Origin of the sequence: Pseudomonas pseudonitroreducens, from assembly GCF_021603645.1 — a bacterium.
Lineage (GTDB): Bacteria > Pseudomonadota > Gammaproteobacteria > Pseudomonadales > Pseudomonadaceae > Pseudomonas > Pseudomonas pseudonitroreducens.
In genome coordinates, this window is record NZ_BQHJ01000002.1 from 592,756 (window position 1) to 612,376 (window position 19,621).

Consider the following 19,621-nt stretch of genomic DNA (forward strand, 5'->3'; position numbering starts at 1 on the left):
TTTTCGTTCAGAGTCCCCTGAGCGATCTGCCTGGAAACTCGTCGCCTTCTTCCGACAATTCCTGGCGCGAGCGTGACTCGGCGGTCATGATCCTCGTCAGCTAAAGCATTCGAATCACTAGAAGCCACCGCCTGGCTTTGTGCCACCGGGCCGCGCCTCCATGCGCAACTGGCGCCCAGTCGCACAAGATGCACTTGCTGAAGGAGTTTCCGAGAGATGTCTCGACTACCGGTCATCGTTGGTTTTGGTGGATATAACGCGGCTGGCCGCAGTTCCTTCCACCATGGGTTCCGCCGCACCGTCCTCGAATCCATGGAGCCCGCCGCCCGCCAGGAAACCCTCGCCGGCCTCGCGGTGATGATGAAGCTGGTCAAGGTCGTCGACGGCCAATACCAGGATGCCGACGGCAACGCCCTAGATCTGGCTGCCATCGAGCAACGTTTCGAGCAGCAGATTCGCCAGTCCACCCTGATCCGCCGCATCGAGCTGCAATACCTCGACGTCGACGCCGCGCATTGCCACAAGAGCCTGACCGTCAATGCCGCCGGCAACCCGGTGAGCTTCAGCACCCTGCGCAAGCAACTGCCCGAGCCACTGCCGGCCAACTGGTCGGTGGAAGAGCTCGAAGGCGGTGAAGTTCGCGTCACCCTGCACGACAGCTGCGAATTCAAGGTCGACAGCTACCGTGCGCTGCCGGTGAAATCCGCCGGCCAACTGCCCACCGGCTTCGAGCCGGGCGAGTTGTACAACTCGCGCTTCCACCCACGCGGCCTGCAGATGTCCGTGGTCGCCGCCACCGACGCCGTGCGCTCCACCGGCATCGATTGGCAGACCATCTGCAACGCGGTGCAACCCGACGAAATCGCCGTATTCTCCAGCAGCATCATGAGCCAGCTGGACGAGAACGGCTTCGGCGGCCTGCTGCAATCGCGCCTGCGCGGCCACCGCGTGTCGGCCAAGCAGCTGCCGCTGGGCTTCAACAGCATGCCCACCGACTTCATCAACGCCTACGTGCTCGGCAGTGTCGGCATGACCGGCAGCGTCACCGGCGCCTGCGCGACGTTCCTGTACAACCTGCAGAAAGGCATCGATGTCATCACCACCGGCCAGGCCCGCGTAGCCATCGTCGGCAACGCCGAGGCGCCGATCACCTCGGAAATCATCGAGGGCTACGCCGCCATGGGCGCGCTGGCCACCGAGGAAGGCCTGCGCCTGATCGAAGGCCGCAACGACGTCGACTTCCGCCGCGCCAGCCGCCCGTTCGGCGACAACTGCGGCTTCTCCCTGGCGGAGTCCGCGCAGTACGTGGTGCTGATGGACGACGCCCTGGCCCTGGAGCTGGGCGCCGATATCCATGGTTCGGTGCCGGATGTGTTCATCAACGCCGACGGCTTCAAGAAGTCCATTTCCGCTCCCGGCCCGGGCAACTACCTGACCATGGCCAAGGCCGTGGCCGCCGCCGCGCAGATCGTTGGCGAGAAAAGCGTGCGCCAGCACAGCTTCGTCCACGCCCACGGCTCCAGTACCCCGGCCAACCGCGTGACCGAGTCGGAAATCCTCGACCGCGTCGCCACCGCCTTCGGCATCGAAGGCTGGCCGGTCACCGCAGTGAAAGCCTTCGTCGGCCACTCCCTGGCCACCGCCAGCGCCGACCAGTTGATCTCTGCCCTGGGCACCTTCCGCTACGGTGTGATTCCCGGCATCAAGACCGTCGACAAGTTCGCCGACGATGTCTTCAAGGATCACATCGCCTTGTCCAACAGCGATGTGCGCCGCGGCGACCTGGAAGTCTGCTTCATCAATTCCAAGGGCTTCGGCGGCAACAACGCCACCGGTGTGCTGCTGTCCCCGGCCGTCACCGAGAAGATGCTGCGCAAGCGCCACGGCGATGCGGCCTTCAACGACTACCAGGCGCGCCGCGAAACCACCCGCGCCGCCGCCCGCCAGTACGACGAAGCCGCGACCCAGGGCCGTTTCGACATCATCTACAACTTCGGCAACGACATGATCGACGAGCAGGCCATCGAGATCAGCGACCAAGGCATCCAGGTCCCCGGCTTCAGCCAGACCATTGCCTACAAGAAGGACGAGCGTTTCAGCGACATGATCGACTAATCGCCGACGTTGAACGAAAAAGCCGGGCAGATGCCCGGCTTTTTTGTACCTGACGCGCGAGCGCCTGACGGTAGGATGGCGTGGAGCGCAGCGATACCCATCAGACCGAGCCCGACCGCATGGGTATCGCTTCGCTCCACCCATCCTACAAAGCTACCCAGCTATTCCAGCAGTTTTGTAGGAGCGAGCTCCGGTCAGTACGTCCCCTGCCCCACACCCAGTTCAAGAATGCTGCCCTTGAGGTTCTCGAAGTCGTACTCGGTGAGGCCGACGTAGTCCAGTACCAGCGCACGCACGCTCTCCCATTCGTGGTCCTCATCCTGGTTGCCCAGTACGCGGTAGGAGCCGCAGATGTGCTCGGCCATCTTGAGGATCGCCAGCAGGTTCTTCAGCTGGGTATCGCGGGAGTTGTCGTCACTGAAGATCGATAGCGCGTTGTGGTGGTTGGCGATGGCTTCGCAGACGTGCTCCGGCAGGCGCCAGGAGCGCGCGGTGAAGTAGCCGACCACCGCGTGGTTGGTGTTCAGCACGCGGTTCTCGGTATCCACCACCCGACGCTCGTCGCTCGCGCTGGCATAGGCCTCCTCCAGCACCGCCATGTAGTGCGGGAAGCGCTTGAGCATCAGCGGGATGCCGCAGTTGTGGAACAACCCCAGCGCATAGGCCTCATCCACCGACTCGTAGCCGATGCGCTTGGCCAAGGTCAGGCAGCTCATCGCGACGTCCTGGGCGGTGTCCCAGAAGCGGTTGAGAGTGACGATGGTGGCGTCGGTCATCTCGCCCTTGATCGACTGGGCGTTGATCAGGTTGATCACCGAGCGGCTGCCCAGCAGGTTCACCGCGCGCTGGATCGAGGTGATGCGATTGGCCAGGCCGAAGAACGGTGAATTCACCAGCTTCAGCAGCGCGCCGGACAGCCCCGGGTCCTGGCTGATCAGCTTGGCGATCGCCTTCAGGTCGGGGTTGGGCATGAACTGCTCCATCTGCAGGTCAACCATGATCTGCGGCTGTGGCGGCACGCTGATGCCCTGCAGGGCCTGACGGATCTGTTCGGCGGAGAGTTCTTGGGACATGGGGCGCGCTGTGAAAAGTTGACGGGGCGCACAGTTTACCCAGAGCCGAGGCTTCTGGAACGTCTGCTTTTGATTGAACTTTCATCGGCAGCTGTGTCGGAACCTTTACACCCAAGCGGAAGAAATGGGAGACACGCCATGAGCCAGACACTCAAAGGCAAGACCATTGCCATCCTGGTCACCGACGGCTTCGAGCAGGTCGAACTCACCGGCCCGCGCGAGGCGCTCGAGGAGGCCGGCGCCAAGGTGAAAATCCTCTCCGACAGTACCGACAAGGTACGCGGCTGGCACCACGACAAGCCGGCGGACAACTTCAAGGTCGACGGCACCTTCGAGACCGCCCGCATCGATGACTATGACGCGGTGCTGCTGCCCGGCGGCGTGATCAACGCCGACCAGATCCGCAACCTGCCCAAGGCCCAGGAAATCGTGCAGAAGGCCGCCGGGGCCGACAAACCCATCGCAGTGATCTGCCATGGCGCCTGGCTGCTGGTATCGGCCGGGCTGGTGAAGGGCAAGACCCTGACCAGCTGGAACTCGCTCAAGGACGACATCAACAACGCCGGCGGCCACTGGGTCGACCGCCAGGTGGTCAAGGACGGCCTGCTGATCAGCAGCCGCAAGCCCGACGATATCCCTGCCTTCAACAAACAGCTGATCGAAACCCTGGCCGCCTGAACGCCGCCGATCAAAAGCCCGTGCGCCGCGCTCCGGCGGCGCACGCCGCTGCGCTATAATCCCGCTCTTTTGCCGGAGCCCTTCCCCATGACCCTGCCCAGCCTGCGTCTGAAAGCCAACGCCGAGCGCCGCCTGCGCGCCGGCCACCTGTGGGTCTACAGCAATGAGGTGGACGTCGCCGCCACCCCGCTGAACGGATTCGGCGCCGGCGAACAGGCCATCCTCGAAATGGCCAACGGCAAGCCGCTGGGCATCGTCGCGATGAGCCCGAACAACCTCATCTGCGCCCGCCTGATCTCCCGCGATACCAAGCACGTTCTCGACAAATCCCTGCTGGTTCACCGCCTGAACGTGGCCCTGAGCCTGCGTGAGCGCCTGTTCGACAAGCTGTTCTACCGCCTCGTCTACGGTGACTCCGACCTGCTGCCGGGCCTGGTGGTCGACCGTTTCGGCGACGTGCTGGTAGTCCAGCTCGCCTCGGCGACCATGGAGAAGCACCGCGACGACGTCCTCGCCGCCCTGCTGCAGGTGCTCAAGCCCAGCGCCGTACTGTGGAAGAACGACTCCAGCGCCCGCGATGCCGAAGGCCTTGAGCGCTACGTCGAGAACGCCTACGGCGAAGTCCCCGAGTGGGTCGGCCTGGAAGAGAACGGCGTGAAGTTCGAAGCTCCGGTATTGGCTGGCCAGAAGACCGGCTGGTTCTACGACCACCGCATGAACCGCGCGCGCCTGCAGCCCTATGTGCAGGGCAAACGCGTGCTCGACCTGTTCAGCTACATCGGCGGCTGGGGCATCCAGGCCGCAGCCTTCGGCGCCAGCGAAGTGATGTGTGTCGACGCCTCCGGCTTCGCCCTGGATGGCGTGGAGCGCAACGCCACCCTCAACGGCCTGGCCGAGAAAGTCGCCTGCGTGGAAGGTGACGTGTTCGATGCCCTGCGCGAACTGAAGGCCGCCGACGAACGCTTCGATGTGATCGTTGCCGACCCGCCCGCCTTCATCAAGCGCAAGAAGGACCTGAAGAACGGCGAGGCCGCCTACCGCCGCCTCAACGAACAGGCCATGCGCCTGCTGTCCAAGGACGGCGTGCTGGTCAGCGCCTCCTGCTCGATGCACCTGCCCGAGGACGACCTGCAGAACATCCTGCTGGGCAGCGCCCGCCACCTGGACCGCAATATCCAGCTGCTCGAGCGCGGCGGCCAGGGCCCGGACCATCCGGTCCACCTGGCAATCCCGGAAACCCGCTACATCAAGAGCCTGACCGTGCGCCTGCTGCCCAACGGCTAAGACGGTTCAGCCCGAAAACGGGGCGCCTCCTATCTGGAGGCGCCCCGTTTTTCATTTCACCACTGTAGGGCGCATAAAGCGGAACGCTTTATCCGCCGGCTCCATCCACGAGTCGGCGGATAACGCCAGGGGCGTTATCCGCCCTACGAGATAAGGTCCCTCACCCCCTTACTTCACCGGCATCAGCGAATCCGCTTCGCTGATCACCGCCTTGCCGGTGCTGCGCTGGAACAGGCACAGCTCGCGGCCCTGCTTGCCCTGCATATGTTTCTGCGGGTAGCGACCGCCGATCATCAGTGCCGTATAGCCGACGCTATCGTCGAACAACACCGGCGCGCCTAGCACCTTCTTGTTCTGCAGATGGCTCAGCGCCAGGCAGGCCTCGCGCTGCTGCTTGTCCTGCGCCTGCCAGGCCGCGTCGGACGAGGCCTGCACGCTACCAACGAAGAGCGCGGCCAGTAGGGCGACGGAGATGACTTTCATGGGGTTGCTCCTTCAACGAACGGGATCGAAAAGCCTCAATGGCCATTCTGACCACGCCAGCGCGGCGAAAGTCTATGGCCCGCGCCGACCGCCAGCCTTTCCCTGGCGGCAAGGGCCGGCGTAGAATCCGGCTCATTCCTGCCATTTATCCCCCGGCGGGCCTGTGAGCCCCGGCCGAGCAGGCGGTGACCCCGCCACGCCCCGCGCCGACCTCGCCCATGCAAGGCCATCTGCTGTTTGCATCCGGTGCGTACCGCGCTCACGATACGACTTAGAGTCTGCTCAAGGTCTCGCCGGCCAGCCCTACCCGCTGTACGCCGCCGCACAGAAGACCCGGATCGACTCCCACCGTGACCTGATGCGCAGGAACCTGTCATGCCCGATTACCGCTCGAAAACCTCCACCCATGGCCGCAACATGGCCGGCGCCCGTGCCCTCTGGCGCGCCACCGGGATGAAGGACGAAGACTTCAAGAAACCGATCATCGCCATCGCCAACTCCTTCACCCAGTTCGTGCCCGGCCACGTGCACCTGAAGGACCTGGGCCAACTGGTCGCCCGCGAGATCGAAAAACACGGCGGCGTGGCCAAGGAATTCAACACCATCGCCGTGGACGACGGCATCGCCATGGGCCATGACGGCATGCTCTATTCCCTGCCGTCGCGCGAGATCATCGCCGACTCCGTGGAATACATGGTCAACGCCCACTGCGCCGACGCCATCGTCTGCATCTCCAACTGCGACAAGATCACCCCCGGCATGCTGATGGCCGCCCTGCGCCTGAACATCCCGGTGGTGTTCGTCTCCGGCGGCCCGATGGAAGCCGGCAAGACCAAGCTGGCCAACCACGGTCTGGACCTGGTCGACGCCATGGTGGTTGCCGCCGACGACTCCTGCTCCGACGAAAAAGTCGCCGAGTACGAGCGCAGCGCCTGCCCGACCTGCGGTTCCTGCTCCGGCATGTTCACCGCCAACTCGATGAACTGCCTGGTCGAAGCCCTCGGCCTCGGCCTGCCCGGCAACGGCTCCACCCTGGCGACCCACTCCGACCGCGAGCAACTGTTCCTGCGCGCCGGCCGCCTGGCCGTCGAACTCTGCCAGCGCTACTACGGTGAGGGCGATGAGTCCGTACTGCCGCGCAACGTCGCCAGCTTCAAGGCGTTCGAGAACGCCATGACCCTGGACATCGCCATGGGCGGCTCGACCAACACCATCCTGCACCTGCTGGCCGCAGCGCAGGAGGCGGAGATCGCCTTCGACCTGCGCGACATCGATCGCCTGTCGCGCAAGGTGCCGCAGCTGTGCAAGGTGGCGCCGAACATCCAGAAGTACCACATGGAAGACGTGCACCGCGCCGGCGGCATCTTCTCCATTCTCGGCGAACTGTCCCGTGGCGGCCTGCTGCACACCGACGTGCCGACCGTGCACAGCCCGAGCATGGCCGACGCCATCGCCCAGTGGGACATCACCCAGACCCAGGACGAGAAGGTCCACACCTTCTTCAAGGCCGGCCCCGCCGGCATCCCGACCCAGGTCGCGTTCAGCCAGAGCACGCGCTGGGACACCCTGGACGACGACCGCGCCGAAGGCTGCATCCGCAGCGTCGAGCACGCCTACTCGCAGGAAGGCGGCCTGGCCGTGCTGTACGGCAACATCGCCCTCGACGGTTGCGTGGTGAAGACCGCTGGCGTGGACGAATCCATCCACGTGTTCGAAGGCCGCGCAAAGATCTTCGAAAGCCAGGATGGTGCCGTGAAGGGCATCCTCGCCGACGAAGTGAAGCCGGGCGACATCGTGATCATCCGCTACGAAGGCCCGAAAGGCGGCCCGGGCATGCAGGAAATGCTCTATCCGACCAGCTACCTGAAATCCAAGGGCCTGGGCAAGGAATGCGCCCTGCTCACCGACGGCCGCTTCTCCGGCGGCACCTCGGGCCTGTCCATCGGCCACGCCTCGCCGGAAGCCGCCGCGGGCGGCGCCATCGGCCTGGTGCAGGACGGCGACAAGGTACTGATCGACATCCCCAACCGCAGCATCAACCTGCTGGTGAGCGATGAAGAACTGGCCACCCGCCGCGCCGAGCAGGACAAGAAAGGCTGGAAGCCGGCACAGCCGCGCGCGCGCAAGGTGAGCACCGCGCTGAAGGCCTACGCCCTGCTGGCCACCAGCGCCGACAAGGGCGCAGTGCGCGACAAGTCGCTGCTGGACGGTTGAGTCAGGCGGTGAGATGAAAAAGCCCGGCGAATGCCGGGCTTTTTTGTGCGCGATGAAACCAGGAGATCAACCGTCCTTCGAGTCGGTCTTGGCACAACCGCCCGTGCCGGGCTTGATGCCACGGTCGGCGTCGCAGATGGTGCCCGACACCTCCCAGATCAGGCTCGATTTGGTATCTGCCTTGGGCTTCATTTCCAGCTCGAGCTCATTCCCCTTGCTATCGGTCGCACTGGTCTTGAACTTGATGACCCCCTCCTTCACCGAATAATCACCCGTGATATTGGTGGTCACGTCGAAATTTTCTGGAATCCCATAGGCTCCGGCGTCACACCCCTTCGTGGAGCCCACTTCCGCGATGCACAGGCCAACTGCGGTTTTAACACCGGAAATCTCAGTCATCGCGGCCGCGGCTTTCGACCGGGACGAATAGTCCGAATACAAGGGCAGGGAAACCGAAGCCAGAATCCCGATGATCGCCACCACGATCATCAGCTCAATCAGAGTGAAGCCACGTTGTTGCTTATGCATTTGCATGCTCCCAGGGATTGGGCCGGAACCCCGAATGGCTCCGGATGCATTCCAGTGAAGTCACGCCAACGGGTTAAAACATTCAGAGGCGTCCGCACAGCCTGTTGAAAATTCAGCACTTTTCTCCTTCGCCGAAGGCCCTGCGCGGCACCTGCCCAGCCAGTACGTAGGAAAACAGCCTTCTCCATTTATCCCTCCTTGCCTCATGGCACTGTGCGATCCCGCTCCGGGCCAGTAAAATCGCGCTCTTTTTTCCCGGACCGCCGCCCATGAGCTCCCTCGAGAACCCGTCCGCCGCCAAGGATCAGCCCGACCTGGTCTACGGCCTGGAAGACCGCCCCGCCCTGCCCATCGCCCTGCTCGCGGCGCTGCAGCACCTGCTGGCGATCATCGTGCCGATCGTCACCCCGGGCCTGCTGATCTGCCAGGCGCTGGGCGTGTCGCCGCGCGACACCAACCTGATCGTGTCGATGTCCCTGGTGATCTCCGGCATCGCCACCTTCGTCCAGTGCAAGCGCTTCGGGCCGTTCGGCGCGGGGCTGCTGATCGTCCAGGGCACCAGCTTCAACTTCGTCGGCCCGCTGATCGCCGGCGGAGCACTGATGGTGAAGAGCGGCACGCCGGTGGAAGCCGTCATGGCAGCGATCTTCGGCGTGGTCATGGCCGGCTCCTTCGTGGAAATGGGCGTGTCGCGCATCCTGCCGTTCGTTAAGCGCCTGATCACCCCGCTGGTCACCGGCATCGTGGTGCTGATGATCGGCCTGACTCTGATCAAGGTCGGCCTGATCAGCATGGGTGGCGGCTTCTCCGCCATGGCCAACGGCACCTTCGCCAACGGCGAAAACCTGATGCTGTCGGGCCTGGTACTGGCGATCATCGTCATTCTCAACCGCATCCCGGTGGTGTGGATGCGCAGCGGTGCCATCGTCATCGCCCTGGCGGTGGGCTACGCGCTGGCCGGCTACCTGGGCCGCCTGGACTTCACCGGCATGCACGAAGCGCCGGCCTTCCAGGTTCCGGTGCCGCTGCACTTCGGCCTGGGTTTCTCCTGGAGCCTGTTCATCCCGATGCTGGTGATCTACCTGGTGACCTCGCTGGAAGCCATCGGCGACGTCACCGCCACCAGCAAGATCTCCAAGCAGCCGGTGGAAGGCCCGCTGTGGATGCAGCGCATCAAGGGCGGCGTGCTGGTGAACGGTGCCAACTCACTGCTGGCCGGCCTGTTCAATACCTTCCCCAGCTCGGTGTTCGCGCAGAACAACGGGGTGATCCAGTTGACCGGCGTCGCCAGCCGCCACGTCGGCCTGTGGATCGCCGCGATGCTCGTCGTGCTGGGCCTGTTCCCCAGCGTCGCCGGGGTGATCCAGGCCGTTCCCGAGCCGGTGCTCGGCGGCGCGGTGATGGTGATGTTCGGCGCGGTCGCCGCTTCCGGCATCAACATTCTCGCCGGCACCCACCTGGACCGTCGCGCGCTGCTGATCATTGCCGTCAGCCTGGCGCTGGGCCTGGGCATCTCGCAGGTGCCGGAGTTCCTCGCGCACATGCCCCACGCGATCCGCAACGTGCTGGAATCCGGCGTCGCCACCGGCGGCATCTGCGCGCTGCTGCTGAACTGGTTCCTGCCCGAGTCCGACGCCGCCAAGGCTTCGCACAACGGTTGATCCAACCACGACGCCACCTTCGGGTGGCGTCGTCGTTTATGCTCCCTGGCATGACCACTTCCCTGCGCATCGGCGTCATCGCCGACACACACGGCCTGCTGCGCCCCGAAGCGCTAGCGGCGCTGCAAGGCTGCCAGCGCATCCTGCACCTGGGCGATATCGGCCCCGCCTCGCTGCTCGATCAACTCCGCGAGCTCGCTCCGCTGGACGTGGTGCGTGGCAACAACGACAGCGACGACTGGGCTGATGCGCTGTCGGAGACCTTGCTGCTGGAGCTGGGCGGGCTGCGGCTCTACCTGATCCACGACCTCAAGCAGCTGGCCATCGATCCGCTTGCCGAAGGCATCGACGTGGTGCTGGCGGGGCATTCGCACAAGCCCCTGAATGAGGTGCGCGATGGGGTTCTCTATCTGAATCCGGGGAGTGCGGGGCCGCGGCGGTTCAGGTTGCCGGTTGCCTTGGCGATCCTGGAGATTGTCAACGGGCAGCCAAGGGTGGAGATGGTTTCACTCGTCTGAGAGCGTTCGCGAGCAAGCTCGCTCCTACAGGTAAATTCGGCGCTCATGCCTTGCCCTCACCCCAGCCCTCTCCCAGAGGGAGAGGGGGCAGATCGTACCGGCTGATACTGTTGGTTCTCCCTGCACCGTTCGGTCCCCTCTCCCTCTGGGAGAGGGTTAGGGTGAGGGGGCGCCAGCCATGTCGATTTCGCAAATTGACGGTGGGCTTATGGTTCGAGCAACTGCGCGGCCAACTGCGCCACCGCCTCCTGCCGCTCGGTCTTCTCCGCGCGCCGCTTGCCATTGAGGCTCGACCACTCCGGATGCGCCCGCGCCTTGCGCAGCGCCTCGGGCAGCTTGCCTTCGCGCCATTGCTTGTCTTCCGGCGACTGCAGGTGAATCGCCTCCACCGCCGCGTGCCCACGGGTCTGCAACGCCGCCAGCAGTTGCCGTTGGCGCAGCGCCAACAGGCGCAGCACGCCGTCATCCACCGACAGTTCGCGGCTGCCCTTGAGCTTGCCCAGCAGGCGCTGGCCGTAATGGCCGACGGTCTGCCAGGCGCCGCCGGCAATGGCGCCCAATGCGGTCGCCGCGCCCAGGGTCAGGCCACCGACCAGCAGATCGATACCCGCTCCCGCTGCCGCGCCCGCCGCAACACCGCCACTCAGGCGAATACCGAGTTGGCGCAGGGTTTCCGGGTTGAACAGATCATCGCCCCAGCGGCCGTCCATCAATGGCAGATCAGCCGCGCGGGCATCGTCCTTGCGGAAGGCGTAGAGGCTGAGCAGCGCCTTCACGCAGCTGTCTTCGCGCTGGCGCACCTGGTTGCGCAGCGTCTCGGTGGCGGCGCGCACGGCGGCATCGCCGGCCGGTACCAGTTGGCGACAGGCGGCGACATCCACCAGCAGTTCGGCGATCAGCCGCGCGCCGGCCTCGCGGCGAGCAACGGCTTGCGCTTCGTGATCGGCCACCAGTCGATCCAGTTGCGGCCGCGCACGCTCCAGCAGCAGCGCGAGGCTTTCGTAAAGCCGGCGTTCGCCATCCAGCGGCGGCGCCACGCTGTCGAAGCGCACCAGCGCGTGCAGACCGAGACGGGACAGCGCCTCGCGCCACTGCTCCTCACGATGCTGCGGGCTGGCGACGAAATTCAGCACCGGCAGCAACGGCCGGGCGCAGGCGGCTAGCACCGCCAGTTCGTCGCGGTACTTGGCCAGCACCGGTTCGCGGGCGTCGATCACGTAGAGGCCCGCGTCGGAGGCGAGCAACTGGCGCAGCACCTTGGCTTCCTGCTCGAAGCGGCCGCGGGCTTCGCTACCGTCGAGGAAACGACGCAGCTTCTCCGGGCCATCCAGGCGTTCGCCGGGGCGCTCCAGGCCGTCGAGGAAATCGCGCAGGGCGATGGCGTCTTCCAGTCCCGGCGTGTCGTACAGCTCCAGCAGCGGCTCGCCGTCGACCGACAGGCGTGCCCCTTCTACATGCCGCGTGGTGCTGGGACGGTGAGACACCTCGCCGAAGCCGACATCACGGGTCAGGGTCCGCAACAGCGAGGTCTTGCCGACGTTGGTGTGGCCGACCACGGCCAGTTTCAGCGCATCAGTCATGCCCGGTCTCCAGCCAACCCAGCGGGGATGCCGAGGTGTGAGGCAAATTCAGGCGTTCGATGCCGGCGTGCCAGTCGCCCAGGCGCTCGGCGTCCAGCGCTTCACCCGGCGGCGCTTGCAGCAGCCAGACGCGAGTGGCGGCGGCGCAACGCGACAGTTCGGCGATCAACGCCAGGGTGCCGCGATCCGGCGAGCGGCGCGGGTCGCAGGCAATCACCAAACGCGCCGGCGGGTAGCGGGTGAGCTGCTCCAGCAGGCGGCGACGCTGGGCGCCGTCGTCGAGGTCGCCGGCATTGGCAATCCCCTCCGGCAGCTTCGGCGGCCAGTTGGCTCGGTCCAGCAGTTCGATGGAGACCAGCAATGCGCCATCGGCGGTGGACGCCGGCAACTGCGCTTGCGGTTCGACCAGTTCATCCGGCGCCGCGTCGCTCACGCCCAGGCGCTCGCTGGCTGGCATCAGGCGCTCGCGCAACAAGGCGTAGCCAGGCAGCGAAACATCCAGCGCCAGCTGCGCACGCCCGCGCTTCCAGCGCCACAGGCAGAGCAGCCAGAGCGCGCCGCGCAGGATCACGCCGTACACCAGCAGAATTCCCACCAGCCAGCCGGCCCAGGCGTGGCGCGCGTTTTCACTGGCCACCAGGGCATCGCCGCTGGCGCGCACCAGATCGGAGTCCGGCTGCGGGAAGCCGAGCAGCGACGGCAGTGCGCCGAGGCTGTGGGTCAGTGCGATGAAGGTGTCACCGCCAAGGATGGTGGTCTCCCAGACAAAGCCGTAGCGCCGCGTCGCCAGCAGCGCCAGCATCACGCCCAGCGCGGTCGTCAGCGCGACCAGCCACAGGCCATGGACCAGCAGGCCGAGTGCCCAGCGTGTGAGTTTCTGCCGATCCAGCAGCACCAGCAGCGCGGGCGCCAGTTGCGCGGCGTGGGCATCGCGGGCGAGCTTGCCACTCAGCCACAACCACAGACGCCCCAGCGCCCCGGCTGCCTCGCCGCCGGCGAAGAACGCCAGCGTCCAGCCAATCAGGGTAATCAGGTGCAGCCCGAGCAGGCTGGCCAGTGCCCAGAACACGTTGACCGGGCGCTGCCCGTCGCCCAGCGCGGCAAAGGCCAGGCCGCCGCCGGTGAACAGCGCCAGCACCAGCAGCAGGTAGATCGACAGGCGCGCACCCTGGCTCCAGGTGCGCAAGGCAGCGCGCTGGCCGTCGCGTTCGGCCAGCAGCAGCGCACGGCTCTGCAGGCGCTGGGCGAGGTCGCCACCGCCGACGATGGCACGGCGATTGGCCTCGCTGTCTTCCAGGGGGCCGACCTGTTCCTCGCGCAGGCGCACAGCCTCGCACAGCCACAGGGATTGGAGGGCGGACTCGCTCACGGGTTCTCCGACATCGGTGTTCGCCAGCAAGGATAACCGCTGCTCGCCGCGGCGTCCCGGCACCGCCGGTAACACCCTGCATCGTCAACCAAACCAAGGAGGGGCTCTCGTCCGGCGCAGGCGGGCTCAGACTCAGCCGATAGCACTGCCCCTATAAAAACAACAATGAGGCCTCGCCATGCTGCGCTCGCTGCTCAGTGCCTTGCCCCTGCTGCTCGCCGCCACCACCGCGGCGGCCGTGGAAACACCGCCGGTACGCCCCTCCGACTGGGGGCCGGATACGCCGCTGATGCAGGCCGTGCCGCCGCGCCAGCTGGACGCCAGTGTCAGCGCCCGGCAGTCCGCCAGCAATACCTCGCAACTGTGGATCAGCCAGACCGACTTCCGCCTGCACGACGACATCGGCTTCTTCATCCGCAAGATGCTGATCCAGATGAGCCCGGTGGCGGGCACTGGAACACCACTGATGCTCGACGACCCGAAGTCCATGGTCGCGCGCATCCAGGCCGGGGACATCTTCGTCGCCGACGCCACCCTCGCCAGCCTGCTCAACGAAGAGCTGCGCAACGCCAACGCGCCGGTGCGCAACCTGAAACTCAGCACCCGCGCCGATGGCCAGGAAGTCCACGGCGAACTGCTGCGCAAGGGGCGCTGGCGGCCGCTGCGGATGGTCACCGGGATCGAGCAGGCCGGGCCGCTGAAGGTGGCGCTGGTGCCGCAGCGGATCTACGTCGACAACGTGGACGTCACGCCGTCACTGAGCGCCGCGTCCATCGAGATGTCCGAGGTGCTGCAACTGCACACCGCGCACATGCAGCTGATCGGCAACCGCATCCTGGTCGACCTCGACGGCCTGTTCCCGCCGCCGCGCCTGGACTTCACCGTGCGCCGCCTGAAACTCGCCGATGGTGGCATGGACCTGCTGCTGGGCAGTGAGCTGGCCGAGCTGAAATGGCCGCAGCTCAAGGCACCGAAAAGCTACATGTTCATCGAGGGCGGCGACATCAAGATGGCGCGGACCATCCTGGTGAAGGCCTACGCGCTGTTCACCAGTCTCAGCCCCGACGCACCGCTGCTGTTCAACCTCTACGATTACCGCCGCCAGCTGCAGTACGGCGAAATCCGCCTGCGCGAGGACGGCATGGTGCACATCGCCGTCTCGCCGGTGAAGGCGCCCGCCCCGGAGGAGAAAGCCCTATGAGAACCCTCCTCGCTTCCCTGCTCCTGCTGGCGTTTGCCGGCAACGCCGCCGCCGAGAGCGCCATCGACAAGCAGCAGCGCGAACTGGGCGTGCTGCGCCAGGGCTGGTTCCAGCAGACGCCGCCGGCAGCGGACTTCAAGGCCAGCCGGCCGGGCGGCCTGCGCGACTCCGGCCAGGACGGCGTGGGCATCCTGCTGAACAACGTCGACCTCTATTTTCAGGACGGCATCGGCTTCCACAGCCCGCAGCTCAAGGGCTGGCTGGTGCCGCTCAAGGCCGGCGAGCCGATCGACTTCGACCGCCCGCAGGACATGCGCATCAACGTCTCCGAGGGCGAGGTGATCCTCAGCCCCGAGCAGCTCGCCAACCTGTTCAACCGGCACATCCTCGATTACCCGGAGACCATGCTGCGCGGCTTCCAGCTGAGCGTCGAAGGCGACCGCCTGCTGGTCTCCGGCGAGGTGCAGCCGCTGGGCGTCGGCCCCTGGCTGCCGCTGCGGCTGTCCGGCACGGTGAAGCTCGACGGCGACAACCTCGACTACCAGCCCGACAGCGTGAAGGTGCTCGGCGTGCCCAGCTACGGCGCGATGAGCCTGGTGGGCCTGCGCCTGGATTCACTGGTGACCCTGGAGCGCCCCGGCGCGGTGCTGCAGGACAACGTGATGCACCTGAACTACCACCAGGTCTTCCCGCTGGTGGGCATCGATGGCCGCGTCGAATCCAGCTGGCTGGATGCCAAGGGCCTGCACCTGAAATTCGCGCCCAAGCCCGGCGCCACTTCGCTGGCCTTCGAACCGCCGCGCCAGGCAGGGCCGTCCTATATCTGGCTGCAATCGGGGGACCTGAAGATCTTCGAGATCCTCATCACCTACTCGCAGGTTCTGCTCAAGGCCGAGCGGCCCGAGCAGACGCTGTCGTTCAACCTCAAGGACTATCGCAAGGTGCTCTCCACCGGCATCACCCAGGTCAACGAGGACGGCACCTTCTTCATGCGCGTTCCGCCAGCCGCCGGCCCCGACGAGGGTGAGCGGCTGGTATCCTTTGGCACTGGGAGTTCCCACTGATGTTCAGCACTGGAGTCACGATGTCCGAAGCCCTGCCCCTGGCGATGATCGCCGCCCTTGCCGACAACCGCGTGATCGGCGTCGACAACCGCCTGCCCTGGCACCTACCGCAGGACCTCAAGCACTTCAAGGCAATGACCCTGGGCAAACCGGTGATCATGGGCCGCAAGACCTGGGATTCGCTGGGCCGCCCGCTGCCGGGCCGGCTGAACATCGTGATCACCCGCCAGGCCGGGCTGAAGCTGGAAGGCGCGGAAGTCTTCACCAGCCTCGACGCCGCCCTTGAGCGCGCCGCCGAATGGGCGAAGCAGGAAGAGGCCGAGGAACTGATGCTGATCGGCGGAGCGCAGCTGTATGGCGAAGCCCTTGCTCGCGCCGACCGCCTCTACCTGACCCGTGTGGGGTTGAGCCCGGCGGGTGACGCGCACTTCCCGGAAGTGGATGAAGCGCACTGGCATCTGGCGTCGAGCATCGAGCATGACGCCGAGGGCGAGACGCCGGCTTATGCGTTCGAGGTGTGGGAGCGGGCTTGAGTCTTTAGACCAAGAGCCCCTCACCCTAACCCTCTCCCGGAGGTAGAGGGGACCGACCGGCACGCATTGAAAGCTCTGCGTTAGCTGGGCGCATCAGTGAAAGCAGGACTCATCTCGGCACATACGGCCCCCTCTCCCCCTGGGAGAGGGCTGGGGTGAGGGACCGCCCAACACCGATCCTCCAATGAAAAACGCCGCCCCGGTCCCCCGGCGCGGCGTTTTTCGTTACCTCACGCCATCAGAACGCAAAGTGCTCCGCGTCCAGCCCCATCAGGCAATCCGCACCGCCCAACAGGGCCTCACGGTGCATGCTGGCGCGCGGCAGGATGCGCTTGACGTAGAACTCGGCGCTGGCCAGCTTGGCGCGGTAGAAGTCCGCGTCGCCTTCGCCAGCCGCCAGCTTCGCCTGGGCCACGCCGGCGGCCTGCACCCACAGCCCCGCCAGCAGCACGTAGGAGCAGTACTGCAGGAAGTCCACCGAGGCGGCGCCGATTTCCTGCGGGTCGCGCTGGCAGGCGGCGATCACCTCGCTGGTCAGGCTGCGCCATTCCAGCAGGCGTTGACGCACGCTTTCTGCCAGGCCGGCCAGTTCGGTGCGGGCGCCCGCGGTCTCGCAGGCAGCCGCCAGCTCGCCGATCAGCGCATTCAACTCCGTACCGCCGTCGCCCAGCAGCTTGCGACGGATCAGGTCGAGCGCCTGGATGCCGTTGGTGCCTTCGTAGATCTGCGTGATGCGGCTGTCGCGCATCAATTGCTCCATGCCCCACTCGCGGATGTAGCCATGGCCGCCATAGAGCTGCACGCCGAGGCTGGAGACCTCCTGGCCGACATCGGTGAAGAACGACTTCACGATGGGGATCAGCAGCGCCGCACGCTTGCTCGCGGCCTTGCGCGCATCGGCCTCGGGATGGCCGTGCTCCAGGTCCAGTTCACGGGCGCACAGCGCCGACACCATCCGGCAGCCCTCGGTGAGGGTCTTCTGGGTCAGCAGCATGCGCCGCACGTCCGGGTGGACGATGATCGGGTCGGCGGCCTTGGACGGCTCCGCGGCGCCGGTCAGCGCGCGCGATTGCAGGCGCTCGCGGGCGTAGGCCAGTGCGCCCTGGCAGGAGCGCTCGGCGATGCCCAGGCCCTGCAGGCCGACCTGGAAGCGCGCGTCGTTCATCATGGTGAACATGCACGCCAGGCCCTGGTTGGCCTGGCCGATCAGCCAGCCGGTGGCGCCGTCGAAGTTCATCACGCAGGTGGATGCGCCCTTGATGCCCATCTTGTGCTCGATGGCGCCACAGCTCAGGGCGTTGCGCGCGCCCGGCGTGCCGTCGGGGTTGGCAATGAATTTCGGCACGAGGAGCAGGCTGATGCCCTTCACCCCGGCCGGAGCATCGGGCAGGCGCGCCAGCACCAGGTGGACGATGTTCTCCGAGAGGTCCTGCTCGCCGCCGCTGATGAAGATCTTGCTGCCGCTGACCCGGTATCTGCCATCAGCCTGCGGTTCGGCGCGGGTGCGCAGCAGCGCGAGATCGGTGCCGGCCTGGGGCTCGGTGAGGCACATGGTGCCGCTCCACACGCCGCTGACCATCTTGGCCAGGTAGTCGCGCTGAAGCTCAGGTGCGCCGTGCTTGTACAGCGCCAGCACCGCGCCCTCGGTCAGGCCGGAATAGACGCGGAAGGACAGCGAGGCGGCCATCAGCATCTCGTGGAAGCTGGCCGAGACCATCTGCGGGAAGCCCTGGCCGCCGAACTCGGTCGGCCCGGTCATGCTCGCCCAGCCGTTGTCGCAGTATTGCCTGTACGCGTCGCGGAAGCCGTCCGGCGTGGTGACTTCGCCATTGAGCAAGGTCGCGCCCTGCTCGTCGCTGTTGCGGTTCAGCGGCGCAACCACTTCGCCGGTATAGCGCGCGCCCTCTTCCAGCACGCCGTCGATCAGCTCGCGGTCAAGGCCGTTGCCCAGCAGCTCGCAATGGCCGCTGACGTCGAACAGTTCATGGAGAACGAAGCGCATGTCGCGCAGGGGTGCCTGGTAACTCATGTTCAGTGCTCCTGTTTCACGTCGGCGAAGCGGCTATTGGCGGCGGCCAGGCGCTCGATCAGCGCGGCCGGCTGCCAGTGCGCGCCATGCTCGCCGGCCAGGTCACGCAGGCGTGCCAGCACGCTCTGCAGGCCCTGGGCATCGGCCCAGGCCATTGGGCCGGACTTGTCCTTCGGGAAGCCATAACCATTGAGGTAAACGGTGTCGATATCGGCACTGGTGGAAGCGATGCCTTCATCGAGGATCTTCGCGCCTTCGTTGACCAGCGCCAGCAGGCAGCGCTCGAGGATTTCCTCGGCGCCGATGTCGCGCCGGGAATAGCCCAGGCGCTCGGATTCGCGCACCACCAGGGCGTCGACTTCCGGGTCGTGCTCGGCCTGGCGGCTGCCCGGCTCGTAGTGATAGAAGCCGTTGCCGCTCTTCTGCCCGAAGCGGCCCATCTCGCACAGGCGGTTGTCCACCTGCACGGTCGGCGCATCCTGACCCTTGCCGGCCAGCCCGCGGGCGCGCCATTCGAGGTCGATGCCGACCACGTCGAACATGCGGAACGGCCCCATGGCGAAACCGAAGCCCTGGATCGCCGCGTCAACCTGATGCGGCAGCGAACCCTCGAGGATCAGCCGGCGCGATTCCTGGACGTATTTTTCCAGCATGCGGTTGCCGATGAAGCCGTGGCAGTTGCCGGCCACCACACTGACCTTGCCCATGCGTTCGCCCAGTTCCAGCGCGGCTTCGAGCACGGCGGGCGCAGTCTTGGCACCGCGCACGATCTCCAGCAGCTTCATGATGTGCGCCGGGCTGAAGAAGTGCAGGCCGAGTACCTGGGACGGCCGCGAGGTCACCGCAGCGATGGCGTCGACATCCAGGTAGGAGGTGTTGGAGGCGAGGATCGCCGAGGGTTTCAGTGCCGCGTCCAGTTCACGGAAGATCGACTGCTTGAGCTCGAGGTTCTCGTACACCGCCTCGATCACCAGGTCCACTTCACGGATAGCCGCGTAGTTCGCCGCCTGGGAGATGCGCGCACGCCGACGGGCCGCCTCGGCCTCGTCGATGCGCCCCTGGCGCACGTTGTGGGCGTAGGTGTCGGCCACGGTGCCGAGGGCCTGGGTGAGCATCTGCGGGTTGTTGTCCAGCCACAGGACCTGCACGCCGGCGTTCGCCAGGCACATGGCAATGTCCCGGCCCATGGTGCCGGCGCCGATGACGGCAGCGCTGGCGATGCGGATGTTCTGGCTCATGTTGTTCCTCTTGTCAGCCTGAAACGCTCGTTTGAAGACCACTCACCTTAGGG

At 66.0% G+C, this 19,621-nt stretch carries 16 protein-coding genes; 9 read left to right on the forward strand and 7 right to left on the reverse strand.

All coding sequences use genetic code 11. The features are described from left to right. Positions 1 to 216 precede the first annotated feature (216 nt). A complete protein-coding gene (locus L6D89_RS06765; RefSeq protein ID WP_236199180.1) occupies positions 217 to 2,115 on the forward strand; it encodes a beta-ketoacyl synthase in 1,899 nt (632 codons plus the stop codon). A 194-nt stretch (positions 2,116 to 2,309) separates the two neighbouring features. On the opposite strand, the gene L6D89_RS06770 is transcribed toward L6D89_RS06765, so the two are convergent. Further along, positions 2,310 to 3,134 (reverse strand): HDOD domain-containing protein, encoded by an 825-nt coding sequence (locus tag L6D89_RS06770; RefSeq protein ID WP_236199286.1) that lies wholly within the window; start codon positions 3,132 to 3,134, stop codon positions 2,310 to 2,312. Between the two features lie 192 nt (positions 3,135 to 3,326). Here L6D89_RS06770 and L6D89_RS06775 point away from each other — a divergent pair, with 192 nt between their 5' ends. Both L6D89_RS06775 and L6D89_RS06780 read left to right on the forward strand, forming a co-directional pair. Further along, positions 3,327 to 3,866, forward strand: coding sequence for a type 1 glutamine amidotransferase domain-containing protein (locus L6D89_RS06775; protein WP_236171100.1), 540 nt, complete (start codon positions 3,327 to 3,329; stop codon positions 3,864 to 3,866). Between the two features lie 87 nt (positions 3,867 to 3,953). Then, a complete protein-coding gene (locus L6D89_RS06780) occupies positions 3,954 to 5,150 on the forward strand; it encodes a class I SAM-dependent rRNA methyltransferase (protein ID WP_236199181.1) in 1,197 nt (398 codons plus the stop codon). 168 nt (positions 5,151 to 5,318) lie between these two features. Here L6D89_RS06780 and L6D89_RS06785 read toward each other — a convergent pair whose 3' ends face one another. Beyond that, positions 5,319 to 5,633, reverse strand: coding sequence for a hypothetical protein (locus tag L6D89_RS06785; protein WP_236199182.1), 315 nt, complete (start codon positions 5,631 to 5,633; stop codon positions 5,319 to 5,321). A gap of 375 nt (positions 5,634 to 6,008) precedes the next feature. On the opposite strand from L6D89_RS06785, the gene ilvD reads away from it, so the two are divergent. After that, positions 6,009 to 7,847: a dihydroxy-acid dehydratase gene (ilvD, locus tag L6D89_RS06790; protein WP_236199183.1), complete on the forward strand. Its 1,839-nt coding sequence runs from the start codon at positions 6,009 to 6,011 to the stop codon at positions 7,845 to 7,847. Between the two features lie 66 nt (positions 7,848 to 7,913). On the opposite strand, the gene L6D89_RS06795 is transcribed toward ilvD, so the two are convergent. Continuing rightward, positions 7,914 to 8,375 (reverse strand): pilin, encoded by a 462-nt coding sequence (locus L6D89_RS06795; RefSeq protein WP_276574780.1) that lies wholly within the window; start codon positions 8,373 to 8,375, stop codon positions 7,914 to 7,916. A 269-nt stretch (positions 8,376 to 8,644) separates the two neighbouring features. Here L6D89_RS06795 and L6D89_RS06805 point away from each other — a divergent pair, with 269 nt between their 5' ends. After that, on the forward strand, positions 8,645 to 10,036 hold the full coding sequence (locus tag L6D89_RS06805) for a nucleobase:cation symporter-2 family protein (RefSeq protein ID WP_236171096.1): 1,392 nt from the start codon (positions 8,645 to 8,647) through the stop codon (positions 10,034 to 10,036). Positions 10,037 to 10,086: 50 nt separating this feature from the next. Continuing rightward, positions 10,087 to 10,554 (forward strand): metallophosphoesterase family protein, encoded by a 468-nt coding sequence (locus L6D89_RS06810; protein WP_236199184.1) that lies wholly within the window; start codon positions 10,087 to 10,089, stop codon positions 10,552 to 10,554. Between the two features lie 206 nt (positions 10,555 to 10,760). Here the strand turns inward: L6D89_RS06810 and L6D89_RS06815 are convergent, their stop codons facing one another. Together L6D89_RS06815 and L6D89_RS06820 are read right to left on the reverse strand one after the other, a co-directional pair. After that, on the reverse strand, positions 10,761 to 12,134 hold the full coding sequence (locus tag L6D89_RS06815; protein WP_236199185.1) for a GTPase/DUF3482 domain-containing protein: 1,374 nt from the start codon (positions 12,132 to 12,134) through the stop codon (positions 10,761 to 10,763). Then, positions 12,127 to 13,503: a DUF2868 domain-containing protein gene (locus L6D89_RS06820; protein WP_236199186.1), complete on the reverse strand. Its 1,377-nt coding sequence runs from the start codon at positions 13,501 to 13,503 to the stop codon at positions 12,127 to 12,129. Before L6D89_RS06820 ends, L6D89_RS06815 begins: the two co-directional genes overlap by 8 nt. A 178-nt stretch (positions 13,504 to 13,681) precedes the next feature. Between L6D89_RS06820 and L6D89_RS06825 the strand changes: the two genes are divergently transcribed. From L6D89_RS06825 to L6D89_RS06835, 3 genes are read left to right on the forward strand one after another with little or no spacing between them, the layout of a single operon-like run. Next, positions 13,682 to 14,704: a hypothetical protein gene (locus L6D89_RS06825; protein WP_236199187.1), complete on the forward strand. Its 1,023-nt coding sequence runs from the start codon at positions 13,682 to 13,684 to the stop codon at positions 14,702 to 14,704. Next, positions 14,701 to 15,768: a hypothetical protein gene (locus L6D89_RS06830; RefSeq protein WP_236199188.1), complete on the forward strand. Its 1,068-nt coding sequence runs from the start codon at positions 14,701 to 14,703 to the stop codon at positions 15,766 to 15,768. Before L6D89_RS06825 ends, L6D89_RS06830 begins: the two co-directional genes overlap by 4 nt. A 20-nt stretch (positions 15,769 to 15,788) precedes the next feature. Next, positions 15,789 to 16,301, forward strand: coding sequence for a dihydrofolate reductase (locus L6D89_RS06835; protein ID WP_236171090.1), 513 nt, complete (start codon positions 15,789 to 15,791; stop codon positions 16,299 to 16,301). 238 nt (positions 16,302 to 16,539) lie between these two features. Here the strand turns inward: L6D89_RS06835 and L6D89_RS06840 are convergent, their stop codons facing one another. Further along, positions 16,540 to 18,330: an acyl-CoA dehydrogenase C-terminal domain-containing protein gene (locus L6D89_RS06840; protein WP_236199189.1), complete on the reverse strand. Its 1,791-nt coding sequence runs from the start codon at positions 18,328 to 18,330 to the stop codon at positions 16,540 to 16,542. 2 nt (positions 18,331 to 18,332) lie between these two features. Beyond that, positions 18,333 to 19,568 (reverse strand): 3-hydroxyacyl-CoA dehydrogenase, encoded by a 1,236-nt coding sequence (locus L6D89_RS06845; protein WP_236199190.1) that lies wholly within the window; start codon positions 19,566 to 19,568, stop codon positions 18,333 to 18,335. Positions 19,569 to 19,621 lie beyond the last annotated feature (53 nt).